Source organism: Roseateles sp. 22389 (assembly GCF_052044995.1).
Lineage (GTDB): Bacteria > Pseudomonadota > Gammaproteobacteria > Burkholderiales > Burkholderiaceae_C > Roseateles.
Map to the genome: position 1 here is coordinate 102,166 of NZ_JBQEOF010000010.1, position 14,507 is coordinate 116,672.

Annotated in this window: 17 protein-coding genes; 7 read left to right on the forward strand and 10 right to left on the reverse strand. The window is 68.3% G+C overall.

The features are described 5' to 3' along the window. Positions 1-161 precede the first annotated feature (161 nt). From ACTJKJ_RS15280 to ACTJKJ_RS15295, 4 genes are all read left to right on the forward strand, one after another. Positions 162-377: an AbrB/MazE/SpoVT family DNA-binding domain-containing protein gene (locus ACTJKJ_RS15280; protein ID WP_141225424.1), complete on the forward strand. Its 216-nt coding sequence runs from the start codon at positions 162-164 to the stop codon at positions 375-377. Beyond that, entirely contained in the window at positions 364-867 is a 504-nt protein-coding gene (locus ACTJKJ_RS15285; RefSeq protein WP_297384046.1) for a type II toxin-antitoxin system VapC family toxin, read from the forward strand. The genes ACTJKJ_RS15280 and ACTJKJ_RS15285 overlap by 14 nt, the downstream gene beginning before the upstream one ends. A 194-nt stretch (positions 868-1,061) precedes the next feature. Continuing rightward, a complete protein-coding gene (locus ACTJKJ_RS15290; RefSeq protein ID WP_297383717.1) occupies positions 1,062-1,277 on the forward strand; it encodes an AbrB/MazE/SpoVT family DNA-binding domain-containing protein in 216 nt (71 codons plus the stop codon). Then, positions 1,255-1,539, forward strand: a complete 285-nt coding sequence (locus tag ACTJKJ_RS15295) for a PIN domain-containing protein (protein WP_297383719.1) — start codon at positions 1,255-1,257, stop codon at positions 1,537-1,539. Before ACTJKJ_RS15290 ends, ACTJKJ_RS15295 begins: the two co-directional genes overlap by 23 nt. Before the next feature lie 44 nt (positions 1,540-1,583). Here ACTJKJ_RS15295 and guaA read toward each other — a convergent pair whose 3' ends face one another. From guaA to guaB, 3 genes are read right to left on the reverse strand one after another with little or no spacing between them, the layout of a single operon-like run. Further along, complete coding sequence (guaA, locus tag ACTJKJ_RS15300) at positions 1,584-3,188, reverse strand: glutamine-hydrolyzing GMP synthase (protein WP_091732129.1); 1,605 nt, start codon at positions 3,186-3,188, stop codon at positions 1,584-1,586. 52 nt (positions 3,189-3,240) lie between these two features. Next, positions 3,241-4,536: an MFS transporter gene (locus tag ACTJKJ_RS15305; RefSeq protein ID WP_409072698.1), complete on the reverse strand. Its 1,296-nt coding sequence runs from the start codon at positions 4,534-4,536 to the stop codon at positions 3,241-3,243. Further along, positions 4,533-6,005, reverse strand: coding sequence for an IMP dehydrogenase (gene guaB, locus ACTJKJ_RS15310; protein ID WP_440820978.1), 1,473 nt, complete (start codon positions 6,003-6,005; stop codon positions 4,533-4,535). The genes ACTJKJ_RS15305 and guaB overlap by 4 nt, the downstream gene beginning before the upstream one ends. Before the next feature lie 63 nt (positions 6,006-6,068). Here guaB and ACTJKJ_RS15315 point away from each other — a divergent pair, with 63 nt between their 5' ends. Continuing rightward, positions 6,069-6,563 carry a DUF4124 domain-containing protein gene (locus tag ACTJKJ_RS15315; protein WP_175538448.1) on the forward strand — a complete coding sequence of 165 codons (495 nt, stop codon included), beginning with the start codon at positions 6,069-6,071 and terminating at the stop codon, positions 6,561-6,563. 150 nt (positions 6,564-6,713) lie between these two features. On the opposite strand, the gene ACTJKJ_RS15320 is transcribed toward ACTJKJ_RS15315, so the two are convergent. Continuing rightward, positions 6,714-7,037: an RnfH family protein gene (locus ACTJKJ_RS15320; protein ID WP_297383726.1), complete on the reverse strand. Its 324-nt coding sequence runs from the start codon at positions 7,035-7,037 to the stop codon at positions 6,714-6,716. Further along, positions 7,024-7,488 (reverse strand): type II toxin-antitoxin system RatA family toxin, encoded by a 465-nt coding sequence (locus tag ACTJKJ_RS15325; RefSeq protein WP_091732114.1) that lies wholly within the window; start codon positions 7,486-7,488, stop codon positions 7,024-7,026. The genes ACTJKJ_RS15320 and ACTJKJ_RS15325 overlap by 14 nt, the downstream gene beginning before the upstream one ends. Positions 7,489-7,594: 106 nt before the next feature. Here ACTJKJ_RS15325 and smpB point away from each other — a divergent pair, with 106 nt between their 5' ends. Continuing rightward, positions 7,595-8,059 (forward strand): SsrA-binding protein SmpB, encoded by a 465-nt coding sequence (smpB, locus tag ACTJKJ_RS15330; RefSeq protein WP_091732110.1) that lies wholly within the window; start codon positions 7,595-7,597, stop codon positions 8,057-8,059. A 78-nt stretch (positions 8,060-8,137) separates the two neighbouring features. On the opposite strand, the gene ACTJKJ_RS15335 is transcribed toward smpB, so the two are convergent. Then, positions 8,138-9,337 carry a PLP-dependent transferase gene (locus ACTJKJ_RS15335; RefSeq protein ID WP_297383730.1) on the reverse strand — a complete coding sequence of 400 codons (1,200 nt, stop codon included), beginning with the start codon at positions 9,335-9,337 and terminating at the stop codon, positions 8,138-8,140. 173 nt (positions 9,338-9,510) lie between these two features. Beyond that, positions 9,511-10,920 (reverse strand): 30S ribosomal protein S12 methylthiotransferase RimO, encoded by a 1,410-nt coding sequence (rimO, locus tag ACTJKJ_RS15340; RefSeq protein WP_297383732.1) that lies wholly within the window; start codon positions 10,918-10,920, stop codon positions 9,511-9,513. Positions 10,921-11,088: 168 nt separating this feature from the next. Between rimO and ACTJKJ_RS15345 the strand changes: the two genes are divergently transcribed. Continuing rightward, positions 11,089-11,556 (forward strand): GFA family protein, encoded by a 468-nt coding sequence (locus ACTJKJ_RS15345; RefSeq protein ID WP_297383734.1) that lies wholly within the window; start codon positions 11,089-11,091, stop codon positions 11,554-11,556. A 37-nt stretch (positions 11,557-11,593) separates the two neighbouring features. On the opposite strand, the gene phaR is transcribed toward ACTJKJ_RS15345, so the two are convergent. From phaR to ACTJKJ_RS15360, 3 genes are all read right to left on the reverse strand, one after another. Then, positions 11,594-12,175 (reverse strand): polyhydroxyalkanoate synthesis repressor PhaR, encoded by a 582-nt coding sequence (phaR, locus tag ACTJKJ_RS15350; RefSeq protein WP_147240086.1) that lies wholly within the window; start codon positions 12,173-12,175, stop codon positions 11,594-11,596. A 117-nt stretch (positions 12,176-12,292) separates the two neighbouring features. Continuing rightward, entirely contained in the window at positions 12,293-13,297 is a 1,005-nt protein-coding gene (locus ACTJKJ_RS15355; RefSeq protein ID WP_255511639.1) for a tripartite tricarboxylate transporter substrate binding protein, read from the reverse strand. Positions 13,298-13,458: 161 nt separating this feature from the next. Beyond that, a complete protein-coding gene (locus ACTJKJ_RS15360; RefSeq protein ID WP_297383739.1) occupies positions 13,459-14,490 on the reverse strand; it encodes a LacI family DNA-binding transcriptional regulator in 1,032 nt (343 codons plus the stop codon). Between the last annotated feature and the right edge of the window lie 17 nt (positions 14,491-14,507).

Below are 14,507 nucleotides of genomic sequence, written 5' to 3' on the forward strand. Positions count from 1 at the left end.
GGGTTCATGGCGATGGCGAACGTCAACTGCTCATCAACGTCGACAGCACCTCGACCTTCGGTAGTCGCGGCGTGGCGACCACTCGTCAAGGTCGTAGTCCTCAGAGAGCCGGGAGCGAAGAATCGGCCGCTTCCCGCTTCACTGATCGCCATGGAGGACACATGCCCGCACCCACCGGAGAACTTTCTCCTCGCCACCGCATCGAGCTGCCCAAAGAGCTTCGAGACTCCTTGAAATGGAAGTCGGGGCAGAAGCTGATGTTCATCCGCCGAGGCAACGGCATCTTCATTTGCCCACACGTCACGCCGCAGGAACTCTTCGGGATTGCCAAAGGCGCCAACACGGAGGGATACCGTGATCGCAATGACCGCTACTAGCGCCCACCCCGAGGGCCCACGCAGTCCGACCGTGGTCGATACATCGGTCTGGATCGAGTGCTTTTCCCAGACCGCCCTGGGACAGCGAATTGCTGCTGCGCTCCCGGCCAAGGCCCATTGCATCGTTCCAACAATCGTGCAGCTGGAGCTCTCCAAATGGGCCCTGCGCGAACTGACCGAAGCAGAACGGGAGCGGCTGGAACAGTCGCTGGAGGACTGCCAAGTCGAACTGCTCGATTCCGAAACCGCAGCGCTCGCGGCGCAGGCCAATGTGCAGCACAAGCTCGCCACTGCGGATGCGGTCATCTACGCCACTGCGCTGCGGCTTGGCGCAGAAGTTCTCACCTGCGATGCGCACTTCAGGGACCTTCCGCTGGTCAGGCTGTTCGCCAAGGGAAGTGCAGCAGGCAGTGCCACTTCAGCGTCCGAGCCGACCGGACGATGGGATCGCTGGTCAACGGCGAAGCAGCTGGCTCCAACGGCGCAATAGCACGGCAACGACGCGGCAATAGCGCTGCAATAGCGTCCCGCCGTCGCCGCGAGGTTCAACCACCCATGCAAGTGGGCCCGTCACTGGTTCTCGGCAAGCAGCGGTCGATTCACATGGGTCCAGGTCGTGGATGCCGTCGAGCGGAAGGCGAAGAATCTTTCGTTCTTCGTTCTGCTGGACGCCATGGAGGCCACATGCCCGCACCGATCGCCGAACTGTCCCCCCGCCACCGCATTGAACTTCCCAAGGAGCTTCGCGAGGAATTGAAATGGAAGCCCGGTCAGAAGCTCATGCTGATGCGACGCCACGACGGCGTCTTCATTTGTCCCGAGGTGACGTTCGAGCAGCTGCGGGGCATCGCCAAGGGCGCGAACACGGAGGGATGTCGTGATCGCAACGACCGCTACTGACCCACCCGCAGCAGCTACAGGGCCGAAGTTGGTCGTCGACACATCGGCTTGGATCGAGTGGTTCGTCGACTCGGACATCGGCCGCCTGGTGGATGCGGCCCTCAGCCAGCCCGAGCGCTGCATCGTCCCGACGATCGTGCAGATGGAACTTGCCAAGTGGGCCTTGCGCGAACTCCCCGAGGATCAACACCTTCGGCTCGTCCAACGCTGGCCGACCTCGGACCAGTTCGATCACCCCCAATTGACCTGGCCACGGCAATAGCGAACAAGTGTCCCGAAGGGCCCTTGTGCATCAGCGTCGAGCGCTCATTCCCATTCGATCGTCGCCGGCGGCTTGCTCGACACGTCGTAGGTCACGCGGTTGATGCCGCGCACCTCGTTGATGATGCGTCCCGAGCAGCGCTTGAGCAGGCTGTAGGGCAGCTCCGCCCAGTCCGCCGTCATGAAGTCGCTCGTCTGCACCGCGCGCAGCGCGACGACGTAGTCGTAGGTCCGGCCGTCGCCCATCACGCCCACGCTCTTCACCGGCAGGAACACCGTGAAGGCCTGGCTGGTCAACTCGTACCAAGTCTTGCCCGTCGCCTCGTCGCGGGTGTTGCGCAACTCCTCGATGAAGATCGCGTCGGCGCGGCGCAGCAGGTCCGCGTATTCCTTCTTCACCTCACCCAGGATCCGCACGCCCAGACCCGGGCCCGGGAACGGATGGCGATAGACCATCTCCGGCGGCAGGCCCAGCGCGACACCCAGCTCGCGGACCTCGTCCTTGAACAGCTCGCGCAGCGGCTCCAGCAGCTTCAGGCCCAGTTGCTCTGGCAGGCCGCCCACGTTGTGGTGACTCTTGATCGTCGTGGCCTTCTTCGTCTTCGTGCCGCCACTCTCCACCACGTCCGGATAGATCGTGCCCTGCGCCAGGAAGGTCGCGCCCTTGTGGCCGCCACCGCTGGCCTTGAGCTTCTCCGCCTCGGCCTTGAACACGTCGACGAACAGGCCACCGATGATCTTGCGCTTGCGCTCCGGGTCGGTCACGCCGGCCAGTTGGCCGAGGAACAGCTCGCTCGCATCGACACGGATCACCTTCGCGTGCAGCTTGCCCGCGAACATGTCCATGACCATGTCGCCTTCGTTCAGGCGCAGCAGGCCGTGATCGACGAACACGCAGGTCAGTTGGTCGCCGATCGCGCGGTGGATCAGCGCCGCCGCCACCGACGAGTCCACGCCGCCGGACAGACCCAGGATGACTTCCTCGTCACCGACCTGCTCGCGGATCTTCTGGACGGCTTCCTCGATGTAGTCGCCCATGATCCAGTCGCCGCGGCAGCCGCCGATGTCGCGCACGAAGCGCGTGATCATCGCGGCGCCCTGCACCGTGTGCGTCACTTCCGGGTGGAACTGGAACGCGTAGTAGCCCTTCTCCTCGTTCGCCATGCCGGCGATCGGGCAGCTCGGCGTCGAGGCCATCAGCACGAAGCCCGGCGGCAGCGCGGTGACCTTGTCGCCGTGGCTCATCCAGACCTTCAGCATCCCGTGACCCTCGGGCGTCGAGAAGTCCTGGACGCCGGCCAGCAGCTTGGTGTGGCCATGCGCGCGGACCTCGGCGTAGCCGAACTCGCGGTGGTCGCTCCACTCGACCTTGCCGCCGAGCTGCACCGCCATCGTCTGCATGCCGTAGCAGATGCCCAGCACCGGCACGCCCAGGTCCCACACCGCCTGCGGCGCGCGCAGTTCGTGGTCCTCGTAGGTCGACGCATGGCTGCCCGACAGGATGATCGCCTTGGGCGCGAACGAGCGGATGAAATCGTCGCTGACGTCGTTGGGATGGATCTCGCAGTAGACGTGGGCTTCGCGCACGCGGCGCGCGATCAGCTGGGTCACCTGGGAGCCGAAGTCGAGGATGAGGACTTTGTCGTGCATGGTCAGCTTCTAGCGATGCTTGGGAATTCGATTGCGGACGGAGCGGCGGCGCTCATGCCTTGGCCGCGGCGGCCTGCGCCGGTGGCTCCGCGGTGAAGTGGCGCCAGGCGAAGGCCAGCGAGGCCAGCTGCAGCAGCGCGCACAGGTAGAACGGGGCGCCGATGCGCCAGTCGGTCTTGGGCAGCTCGGCCACCAGCGCCATCAGGCCCAGGCCGGCGATCGGCGAGATCACCGCCATCAGGCTGTTGATCGCGGCCACCGCGCCCATGGTCTCGCCCTGCGTACGCGCGTCGGCGGCATTGGAGATCACCCCCTGCATCGCCGGACCGGCAGCCACGCCGCAGACGTTCAGGAAAATCGCGGCGACCATCATCCAGGCCTCGGTCGAGAGACCCCAGATCAGGTTGGTCGCGATCGAGGTCGTCAGGCCGATCAGCACCAGCCGGCGCGGCCCCAGCCATCTCAGCAGTGGCTGCAGCAGCACGCCCTGCACCAGCACCGCCACCAGGCCGACAACGAACAGCGACAGGCCGTTCTCCTTCGGGCCCCAGCCGAATTTGTGCTGGTTGTAGAGCACCCAGCTGGTCTGGATCACCAGTTGCGCCAGGCCCGAGCAGGCGATGACGTAGATCAGCGGCCCGACCCCGTGCAGCTTGCGCAGCCGGCCGAGCGCGGCGAACGGGTTGGCCTTGCGCCAGTCGAAGGACCGGCGGTGCTCCGGCGCCAGCGATTCCGGCAGCACGAAGAAGCCATACAACCAGTTCATCAGCGCCAGCGTGCCCGCGACGTAGAACGGCAGGTGCAGGTCGATCGCGCCGAGCAGCCCGCCCATCACCGGCCCCAGGATGAAGCCCATGCCGAAGGCCGCGCCCAGCATCCCGAAGCGCTTGGCGCGATCGGCGGGCGGGGTGATGTCGGCGACATAGGCGTTGGCGACGGCCGCATTGGCCTGCATCGCGCCGGAGAACAGCCGCACCACGACCAGCATCCACAGCGCCTGCGCCATGGCCGTCACGAAGAAGCTCAGCGCCAGCCCGCTGAAGCCGACCAGCATCACCTTGCGGCGGCCGAAGCGGTCGGAGAGCCCGCCCAGGATGGGCGAACCGAAGAAATTCGCGAGACCGAAGGCGAAGGCCACCGCCAGTTGGGCGAGCGCGTGCTGGGTCTCGTTCTGGGTGAAGGTTCCGACCAGCGGCGGCAGCACCGGGATGATCAGGCCGATCGACACCATGTCGATCAGCACCGCGATCAGGATGAACGACATGGCGGCCTTGCGGCCGCCATGCGTGGTCGAGGCTGCGACGGCGTCGGGGCCGTCGCGCTGCGCCGGGTCGGACAAGGGCGTCACTCCAGACGGTAGTTGGGCGCTTCCTTGGTGATCTGCACGTCGTGGACGTGGCTCTCACGGATGCCCGCCGAGGTGATCTCGACGAACTCGGCCTTCTCGTGCATGTCGGCGATGCTGGCGCAGCCGCAGTAGCCCATCGAGGCCCGCAGCCCGCCGCCCATCTGGTGCACGATCGCGACCATCGAGCCCTTGTACGGGACGCGGCCTTCGATGCCTTCCGGCACCAGCTTGTCCGCGTTCGGGTTGGTCGTCTCGTCGTTTTCCTGGAAGTAGCGGTCCGCCGAGCCGGCCTTCATCGCGCCGATCGAGCCCATGCCGCGGTAGCTCTTGTAGCTGCGGCCCTGGTACAGGATCACTTCGCCCGGGGCTTCCTCGGTGCCGGCGAACATGCCGCCCATCATCACCGTGCTCGCGCCGGCGGCGATGGCCTTGGCGATGTCGCCCGAGTAGCGGATGCCGCCGTCGGCGATGGCCGGCACGCCGGTGCCCTTGAGGGCGGTCGCGACGAAATCGATCGCCGCGATCTGCGGCACGCCGACGCCCGCCACGATGCGGGTGGTGCAGATCGAGCCCGGGCCGATGCCGACCTTGACCGCATCCGCGCCGGCTTCCACCAGCGCCAGCGCCGCGGCGCCGGTGGCGATGTTGCCGCCGATGACCTGCACCTGCGGGTAGTTCTTCTTGACCCAGCGCACGCGCTCGATCACGCCGCTGCTGTGGCCGTGCGCCGTGTCGACGACGATCGCGTCCACGCCGGCCTTCACCAGCAGCTCGACGCGCTCCTCGGTGCCCTCGCCCACGCCGACGGCGGCGCCGACGCGCAGCTTGCCGTGGTCGTCACGGGCGGCATTGGGGAAGTTGGTCTGCTTGGTGATGTCCTTGACGGTCATCAGGCCGCGCAGCTCGAAGCTGTCGTTGATGACCAGCACCCGCTCCAGCTTGTGCTTGTGCATCAGCGCCTTGCCGTCGTTGAGCGAGGCGCCCTCCCGGACGGTGATCAGGCGTTCGGCCGGGGTCATGATCTCGCTGACCGGCGCGTCCATGCGGGTCTCGAAGCGCAGATCGCGGCCGGTGACGATGCCGACGACCTTCTTGCCCTCCAGCACCGGGAAGCCGGAGATGCCGTGCTGCTCGCTGAGCTGCTTGACCTGGCGGACGGTGGTCTGGGGGGTGATCGTGATGGGGTCGCGGAGCACGCCGGACTCGTAGCGCTTGACGCGGGCCACTTCGGCCGCCTGCTGCTGCGGGGTCAGGTTCTTGTGGACGATGCCGATGCCGCCTTCCTGGGCGATGGCGATCGCCAGTCGCGCTTCGGTCACGGTGTCCATCGCGGCGGACACGAGGGGAAGATTCAGGCGGATGCCACGCGTGAACTGCGTGGCCAGACTGGTGTCGCGCGGCAACACCTGGGAGAACGCCGGCACCAGCAACACATCGTCGAAGGTGAGCGCTTTTCCGAGTAGGCGCATGAGGGAAGCTCCAGACGCAAAGGCGCATTATAGAGAAGCCCGGCAGTACACTCCACGCCCATGATGAATCCCCGACTCCCGCGACGCCCGCTGGGCGTGATGTGCGCGCTGGCGCTGATGGCGCTGACCTCGATCGCGCACGCCCAATGGAAGTGGCGCGATGCCGATGGCCGCACGCAATACAGCGACCGTCCGCCGCCGCCGAGCGTGGCCGAGAAGGACATCCTGCAGCGCCCCACCAATGCCGTGCGCGTGGCCCCGGCGCCGGGCGTGCCGGCTTCGGCCGCGGCCTCCGGCGCCTCCGCGCCGGGCCGGGCCGCCAGCGAGCCGTCTTCACGCGAGAAGGTCGAGCGTGAGCGCAAGGCGCAGGAGGACAAGGCCCGCACCGAGGCGATGGCCGAGAACTGCCGCCAGGCGCAGAACCGCCAGCGCATGCTCGAGTCCGGCGTGCGCCTGCGCTCCGGCACGGCCGGTGGCGAATCGCAGCCGATGACCGAGCAGATGCGCCAGGACGAGATCCGCCAGATGCAGACGGTGATCACCGCGAACTGCAAGTAAGGCCCGGAACGCGTCCGGGAAACAACACCGGGCGGCAAGCCGGACGTAAGTCCGGTGACCGCCGGTAAGACGAAAGGCCGCTCACGCGGCCTTTTTTGCTGCGCGCCTCCCGACGCTCCTTGGCGCTCCTTGGCGCTTCCCCGCTCTCCGTCAGGCCTTGCGGCCCAGCGGTCGATGCCGCGTCACGATGCGGCTGCCCGCCGCTTGATAGCGCTGGCGGCGCGCCTCCTTCGGGTCAACGGTCAGCGGGCGGTAGACCTCGATGCGGTCGCGCTCGCGCAGCGGCGTGTCCAGCGGCACGGTCCGGCCCCAGATGCCGGCTGTCAATGCCTCGATCCGGTCAGGCTCGAACCACCGGCTACCCAGCAAGGCATCCCGCAGCGTGCTGCCCGCGGGCAGACGCAGTTGCTGTTCACGAAGCTCCCCGCGAACGGGACTCCAGAAGAGTTCGACCGACAGTTCAGCGGGGTCCATGGACCTGCTCGGCGCGCTTCACGAAGCTGTCGACGAAGGTGTTGGCGATGCGATCGAACACCGGGCTGACGACCGCCTCGAGCGCGAAGCTCGAGAACGCGTAGCGCAGTTCGAACTCGACCTTGCAGGCCTTGGGCTCGCTGCCCGGCGGCGTGCCGGGGCGGTTCAGCGGCAGGAAGCGCCAGTCGCCGTCGAGTTTGGAGAACGGCCCGTCGACCAGTTCCATGCGCACGCGCTGGTCGGTCTCGTGCGTGTTGCGGGTGGTGAAGGCGTGGCGCAGGCCGGCATAGTGCAGCGACAGCCGGGCGGTCATGCCGTGGTCGTCACGCTCGAGGATGTCGGCCGCCGAGCACCACGGCAGGAACTCCGGATAGCGCTCGACCTGGGTCACCAGCTCGTACATCTCGCGCGGCGAGTACCAAAGGAGGACTGTCTTCCGGACGTGCTTCATGGCGGTTCTTAGAATGGCGGGATTGTAGGCGGCCCGATCGCCCCCATCTGGCCGCCATCCGGCTGTCACGCCCGCCGTGCGCCGCACGAGAAGAACACCCCCGCCTATGTCCATCGCAGAAAACCGCCGCGCCCGATTCGAGTACCACATCGAGGAGCAGTACGAGGCCGGCATCGTCCTGGAAGGCTGGGAAGTCAAGGCGATCCGCGCCGGCCAGGTCCAGTTGCCGGACGGCTACGTCCTCATCCGCGAGGGCGAGCTCTTCCTGATCGGCTGCCGCATCAATCCACTGCGCACCGCCTCCACCCATGTGCATCCGCAGGCCGACCGGACCAAGAAGCTGCTGATGAGCCGGGCCGACATCCGCCGGCTGATCGGCAAGGTGGAGCAGCGCGGCTTCACGCTGATTCCGCTGGACCTGCACTACAAGAACGGCCGCGTGAAGGCGCAGATCGCGCTGGCCAAGGGCAAGGCCCAGCACGACAAGCGCGAGACCGAGAAGAAGCGCGACTGGGAGCGCGAGAAGGGCCGCCTGATGCGCCACAAGGTGTCGGGCCCGGCCAAGGATTGAGCGGCCGCGGCCCTGGCCGCTCCGTCGTCCCGGGTCCGTCGCTTCTTCGGCGGCTCGGCCGCTCTGCCCTTCAGCCGTTCAACCCCTCAGCACCTCGAACGCCTGCGCCAGGTCGGCACGCAGATCCTCCACATCCTCCAGCCCGATGGCGAAGCGCACCAGCGTGCCGCCCTCCTGCGCCGTCCACGGCAGCCCGAGCGAGCGGCTCCGGCTCAGGTCGTAGGGCAACGCCAGGCTCATCGGCCCGGCCCAGGAATAACCGATGCCGAAGCAGCGCAGCGCGTCGACGAAGGCGTCGACGCGCCGTGCGTCGTAGTCCGGCCGGAACACCGCCGAGAACAGGCAGCCCGCCGCTTCCGGGCTCACCTGGCGCCAGTGCGCATGACCTGGCGAATCAGGCAGCGCCGGATGCAGCACGCGCGCGATCTCCGGGCGCGCGGCCATCCACCGGGCCAGGTCGCGGGTCGCGGCGTCCTGCGCGCGGTAGCGCAGCACGATGCTCGGCAGGCCGCGCAACACCGCCTCGACATCGTTCTGCCCGACGCCATGGCCCAGGTACTCGTGCATCGCCACCAGTTGCCGATGCAGCGCCGCGTCCCGCGTACAGACAGCGCCCATCAGCAGGTCCGCGCCGCCGGACGGGAACTTGGTCAGCGCCTGCATGCTGAGGTCGGCGCCGAGGCCCGGCGCCACCTCGAACGCATTGAAGGCGAGTCCCGCGCCCCAGGTGTTGTCGAGCGCGGTGAGCACGCCGCGGGCACGGCAGGCGCTCAACAGGCCGATGAGATCGGGGAACTCCAGCGTGATCGACCCGGCGGCCTCCAGCCACACCAGCTTCGTGCGGGGCGACAGCATCGCCTCGAACGCCGGGACGTCCAGCGGATCGTAGAAGCGATGCGTGATGCCGAGCCGCGTCAGCAAGCCGGTGGTGATGTGCCGGTTCTGGCCATAGACGTTGTCCGGCACCAGCACCTCCTCGCCGGGCTGGAGGAAGGCCAGGCTGGTCAGCGTGATCGCGGCCAGGCCGCTGGGCGTCAGCACGCAATGCTGCGCGTGCTCCAGCGTCGCGATGCGCGCGGCCAGCGTGTAGGTGGTGGGCGTGCCCGGCAGGCCGTAGCGGTAGCTGATGCCGTCCTGCGCGCGCGGCCGATGCAGTTCGGCGGTGTCCTTGAAGAGCACCGTCGAGGCCTTGGCCACGGGCACCGCGACGGCGTCCCAGCCGTCGGGCGCGCGGAACGGGTGGTGGATCTGCTCGGTGGACGGGCCGCGTTTGCTCACGAAGTCTCCTGGCGCTGGGAATGGGACGGCCATTCTGCGGCAGCCGCGACGGCCGTGCGCCAGCAATGACAACGCCAGCACGAGCCAGCAATGAAAACGCCGACACGAGGCCGGCGTGGCGGGTGAGCGGCGGAGGCGCCCGCGATGCGCGGGCCCGGCAGGCGCGTCGCCGATCAGATCGGCAGCGCGATCAGGTCGTGCCCCTCGGCGCCGACGATGCGGGCGCGGGTGAACTCGCCCACGCGGAGCTGCTTGCTGGCCTTCTCCGGCGGCAGCAGGCGGACGGTGCCGTCGATCTCGGGCGCATCGGCATACGAGCGGCCGACGCCGCCCTTGCGACCCAGCGCCGGCGCCGAATCGACCAGCACCTGCATCGTCGCGCCGATGCGGCGCTGCAGCTTGGCGATGGATACCTCCTCGGCCACCGCCATGAAGCGCGCGCGGCGCTCCTCGCGGACTTCGTCGGGCAGCGCGCCTTCCAGCGCGTTGGCCGGCGCGCCCTCGATCGGCGAGTAGGCGAAGCAGCCGGCGCGGTCGATCTGCGCTTCGCGCATGAAGTCCAGCAGGTACTGGAACTCGGCCTCGGTCTCGCCGGGGAAGCCGGCGATGAAGGTGGAACGGATCACCAGTTCGGGGCAGATCTCGCGCCAGCGCTGGATGCGCTCGAGGTTCTTCTCGCCGTTGGCCGGGCGCTTCATGCGCTTGAGCACATCCGGATGGGCGTGCTGGAACGGGACGTCGAGATACGGGAGGATGAGGCCCTCGGCCATCATCGGCAGCACCTCGTCGACGTGCGGGTACGGATAGACGTAGTGCAGGCGCACCCAGGCGCCGTAGGGCTTGGCGATCTCGCCGAGCTGGGCGACGAGGTCGAACATGCGGGTCTTGACCGGCTTGCCGTCCCAGAAGCCGGTGCGGTACTTGATGTCGACGCCGTAGGCGCTGGTGTCCTGGCTGATGACCAGCAGTTCCTTGACGCCGGATTCGAACAGCGCCTTGGCCTCGGCGAGCACGTCGCCGATGGGGCGCGAGACCAGGTCGCCGCGCATGCTCGGGATGATGCAGAAGCTGCAGCGGTGGTTGCAGCCCTCGGAGATCTTCAGGTAGGCGTAGTGCTTGGGCGTGAGCTTGATGCCGGCCACGCCGCGGGCCTCGGGGACGAGGTCGATGAAGGGGTCGTGCGGCTTGGGGACGTGGGTATGGACGGCGTCCATCACCTCCTGCGTCGCATGCGGGCCGGTGACGGCGAGGACGCTGGGATGCACCTCGCGGACCATGTTGTCGGAGCTCGCGCCGGCCTTGGCGCCGAGGCAGCCGGTGACGATGACCTTGCCGTTCTCGGCCAGCGCCTCGCCGATGGTGTCCAGCGACTCCTTCACGGCATCGTCGATGAAGCCGCAGGTGTTGACGATGACGAGGTCAGCGCCGGCGAAGGTCTTGGAGGTCTCGTAACCCTCGGCGCGCAGCTGCGTGAGGATCAGTTCGGAATCGGTGAGCGCCTTGGGGCAGCCCAGGGAGACGAAGCCGATCTTCGGAGCGGCAGCCTTCTTGTCGGCGGAGAGGTCGTAAGTCGTTGATTCCATTTGAATTCCGCCGGAGGGCCTGGCTGGGAGCTGGGGCGGCATTGTAAGCGAGCGGCCCTCTTGCCGGGCATGGCCGCCGCCGGCAGCCGTGATTTCCTCTGCGCGCACCGCGCCCTCGCCGGGGCATGCGACTTGCCGCGACTCCCGATTCCGCCCCGGAGATCCACCATGCACCTCGAAGGCTCCTGCCACTGCGGCCGCGTCCGCTTCTCGGTCGAATCGACCGAGCCCTGCCCCTACCTGCGCTGCTATTGCTCGATCTGCCGCAAGACCGCCGGCACCGGCGGCTACGCGATCAACATCGGCGCCGACCACCGGACCTTCAAGCTCCTCAAGGGCAAGCGCGACCTGCGGGTCTATCGCGCGGTGATCGACGGCAAGGAAAGCTCCGGCCAGCGCCACTTCTGCGGCCGCTGCGGCACCGCGCTCTGGATGTACGACGACAACTGGCCCGACCTGATCCACCCGCATGCCAGCGCCATCGACACGCCGCTGCCCACGCCGCCGGAGAACGTGCATGGCCTGCTCGGCTCGAAGGCCGCCTGGGTGGAGGTCGAGGGCCGGCCGGGCGACCAGCGCTTCGACCATTTCCCCGACGAATCGCTGGCCGACTGGCATCGGCGGCACGGGCTGTAGCGCCGCCGAAACCGCCGCGGCCGCCGCCGGTCGTGCCCTACTTCTTGGGGGGCTGCGGGGGGAAGCCCGGCATGCCGGGGAAGATGTTGCCGGCGCTCTGGAACTGCTCCTGCATCTGCAGGAACAGGTTCTTGGACTGTTCCAGGTAGTTGCCCATCAGGCCCTGCATCATCGGCGCCTGGCCGCTCATGAACTGCGACCACAGCTGCGGGTCGAAGCCCGCGCCCTTGCTCTGCTCAGCAAAGCGCGCCTGCATCTCGCCGAAGGCCTGCAGATTCTTCTCGAGGTAGGCGCCCATCAGCCCCTGCATCGCATGGCCGTAGAAGCGGATGATCTGCGCCAGCAGCGGCGTCGAGAACATCGGCATCCCGCCCATCTCCTCCTCCAGGATGATCTGCAGCAGGATGGAGCGCGTCAGCTCCTCGCCCGACTTGGCGTCGCGGACCTCGAACACCTCGCCCTCGAGCACCATCTTCTTGACGTCCGCCAAGGTGATGTAGCTGCTGGTCTGGGTGTCGTAGAGCCGCCGGTTGGGGTACTTCTTCAGCACCCGCGGCCCCTTGGGTTGCGTGGGGTCCTCGCCGCCGGTTGCCGTCTTGCCGCGTCGGGCCGTCGCCATGCTGTCTCCTCTGAGGGTCTGCGGCCCATTCTAGGAGGGGCCCGGCAAGCACCCCGCCGGGTGCTTTCCCTTGCTGTGCGGGGGACGCATCGGCCCGACGAGGGGGGCGCTTGACGATCAGTCGGGCTTGACGTTGCCGTCCTTGATCACCTTGGCCCAGCGGGCCTGCTCGGCCTTCTGGAACTCGGTGAACTGGGCCGGGCTGTTGGGCGCGTACTCCAGGCCAAGCGATTCCATCTTGGCCTTCACCTCGGGCTGGGCGACGATCTTCTGCACCTCGGCATTGAGCTTGGCGACGATCGCCGGCGGCGTGCCCGCCGGCAGGTACAACGCCTGCCAGCTCGACACGTCGAAGCCGGGCACGCCGGACTCGGCCAGCGTCGGCACGTCGGGCAGCTGCGCGCTGCGCTTGGCCGAGGTCACCGCCACCGCCTTGACCTTGCCCGCCTTGATCTGCGGCAGCGCCACGGTCACGGTCTCGAAGCTCATCGGCACCTGGCCGCCCATGACGTCCTGGATCGCCGGCGCACTCCCCTTGTAGGGGACATGCGTCAGGTCGGCGCCCGTCATCAGGCGGAACACCTCGCCCGACAAGTGCTGCGAGGTGCCCTGCCCCGCCGAGGCGAAGGTGATGTCGCCCGGCTTGGCCTTGGCCGCGGCCACGATGTCCTTGACCGTGCGGGCCTGCGCGCCCGGTCCGATCAGCAGCACGTTGGAGATCTTGCCCAGCAGGATCACCGGCGCGAAGTCGCGATCGGCCTTGTAGGGCATCTTGGGCATCAGCGCCGGGTTGATCGCATGCGTGGCGATGGTGCCCAGCAGCACGGTGTAGCCGTCCGGCGCCGCCTTGGCCACGCTGTCCGCGCCCAGCACGCCGCCCGCGCCGGCCTTGTTGTCCACGACGACGGTCTGCTTGAGCGCCACCTGCAGCCGCGCGGCGATCTCCCGCGCCAGCACGTCGGAGGTGCCGCCGGGTGCGAACGGCACGATCAGCTTGACCGGTTGCGTCGGCCAGTTCGTGGCATCGGCGGCGAGCGCCGGGGTCATCGTGATCGTCGCGCCGAGCGCCATCGCCGCCGCGGCGCCCAGCAGCCGCACGCGGCTGCGCTTCACCAGAGTCATCTCGCTTGTCTCCATCCATGACGGCACGGGCCTCGCCGACCTCGGATTGGTACCGATACCATCTTCTTGATGGCGATGATGGTATCGGTACCGTCATGAACGTCAAGGTCGCGTTCATGAGGGATTTCACCGGGTCGGACGCCCGCGGGAGCGCCGGCGGATCAGGCGCTGGCGCGCTGGACCAGCTCGAAGCCGATGTCGATCGCGCGGCGCTCGACCGGGCCATCGGCGCGATCGAGGATGAAGCGCGCCGCCTGCCGCCCGATCGCGAAACCATCGATGCGCACCGTCGTCAGCGCGGGCTCGAGGTCCCGGGCCAGCGCGAGGTCGCCGAAGCCGACGATGGCCAGGTCCTGCGGCACGCGCAGCCCGCGGGCCTGCGCCTCGATGAGCACGCCCAGCGCCAGCGAATCGGAGCTGCAGAACACCGCGTCGATGCCGTCGGGATGCGCCAGCAGTTCCGCCAGGCCACGGCGACCGCTGCCCAGCGTGGTCGGCGTGGCGACGGTGGCGACCGGCACGTCGGCCACGCCCAGCGCCCTCGCCTGCTCCTGGAAGGCGCGGAAACGGCGCATCGCGCGTTCGTCGCTGCCCGCCACGCCGGCCAGCCGGCGGTAGCCGCGCTCGTGCAGGTAGGCGGCCACCTTGCGGCCGACCTCCACATGGGAGAAGCCCACCAGCATGTCGATCGGATCGTCGCTCTGGTCCCAGGTCTCCACCACCGGCACGCCGGCGGCGCGCAGCCGGGTGCGCGCCTGCTCCGAATGACTGGTGCCGGTGAGCACCAGGCCATCGGGCCGGCGGCCGATCATCGCGTCCAGCCAGGCGTCCTCGCGGGCGTTGTCGTAGCCGGTCTGGCCGAGCAGCACCTGGTAGCCGGCCTCGAACAGCGCCTCGGTCAGGCTCTGCACGGTGTCGAGGAAAACCGGGCCGGCGATCGTGGGGACCGCAACGCCCACCATGCGGCTCTTCATCGACGACAGCGCGCCCGCGAGCAGGTTGGGCACGTAGCCGGTCTGGCGGACCGCCTCAGTGACGCGTCCCAGCACCTCGGGCGAGACCTGGGACGGCGTGTTGAGCGCGCGGGACGCGGTGATCGGGGCCACGCCCGCCAGTTGCGCGACGTCGCGCAGCGTGACGGCACCACTGCCCTTGCGACGACGGGGACGGGGGAAGCGCTCGGTCTCTGCCATATGGGCGCCGATCATAG

What these genes read in the sequence shown, in the direction of transcription:
- ACTJKJ_RS15315 (WP_175538448.1), top strand. Translation starts at nt 6,069, where the DNA reads ATGAATCCCCGACTCCCGCGACGCCCGCTGGGCGTGATGTGCGCGCTG.
- ACTJKJ_RS15280 (WP_141225424.1), top strand. Translation starts at nt 162, where the DNA reads ATGCCCGCACCCACCGGAGAACTTTCTCCTCGCCACCGCATCGAGCTG.
- ACTJKJ_RS15285 (WP_297384046.1), top strand. Translation starts at nt 364, where the DNA reads ATGACCGCTACTAGCGCCCACCCCGAGGGCCCACGCAGTCCGACCGTG.
- ACTJKJ_RS15345 (WP_297383734.1), top strand. Translation starts at nt 11,089, where the DNA reads ATGCACCTCGAAGGCTCCTGCCACTGCGGCCGCGTCCGCTTCTCGGTC.
- phaR (WP_147240086.1), bottom strand. Translation starts at nt 12,175, where the DNA reads ATGGCGACGGCCCGACGCGGCAAGACGGCAACCGGCGGCGAGGACCCC.
- smpB (WP_091732110.1), top strand. Translation starts at nt 7,595, where the DNA reads ATGTCCATCGCAGAAAACCGCCGCGCCCGATTCGAGTACCACATCGAG.
- ACTJKJ_RS15360 (WP_297383739.1), bottom strand. Translation starts at nt 14,490, where the DNA reads ATGGCAGAGACCGAGCGCTTCCCCCGTCCCCGTCGTCGCAAGGGCAGT.
- guaA (WP_091732129.1), bottom strand. Translation starts at nt 3,188, where the DNA reads ATGCACGACAAAGTCCTCATCCTCGACTTCGGCTCCCAGGTGACCCAG.
- ACTJKJ_RS15290 (WP_297383717.1), top strand. Translation starts at nt 1,062, where the DNA reads ATGCCCGCACCGATCGCCGAACTGTCCCCCCGCCACCGCATTGAACTT.
- ACTJKJ_RS15325 (WP_091732114.1), bottom strand. Translation starts at nt 7,488, where the DNA reads ATGAAGCACGTCCGGAAGACAGTCCTCCTTTGGTACTCGCCGCGCGAG.
- ACTJKJ_RS15355 (WP_255511639.1), bottom strand. Translation starts at nt 13,297, where the DNA reads ATGACTCTGGTGAAGCGCAGCCGCGTGCGGCTGCTGGGCGCCGCGGCG.
- ACTJKJ_RS15320 (WP_297383726.1), bottom strand. Translation starts at nt 7,037, where the DNA reads ATGGACCCCGCTGAACTGTCGGTCGAACTCTTCTGGAGTCCCGTTCGC.
- guaB (WP_440820978.1), bottom strand. Translation starts at nt 6,005, where the DNA reads ATGCGCCTACTCGGAAAAGCGCTCACCTTCGACGATGTGTTGCTGGTG.
- rimO (WP_297383732.1), bottom strand. Translation starts at nt 10,920, where the DNA reads ATGGAATCAACGACTTACGACCTCTCCGCCGACAAGAAGGCTGCCGCT.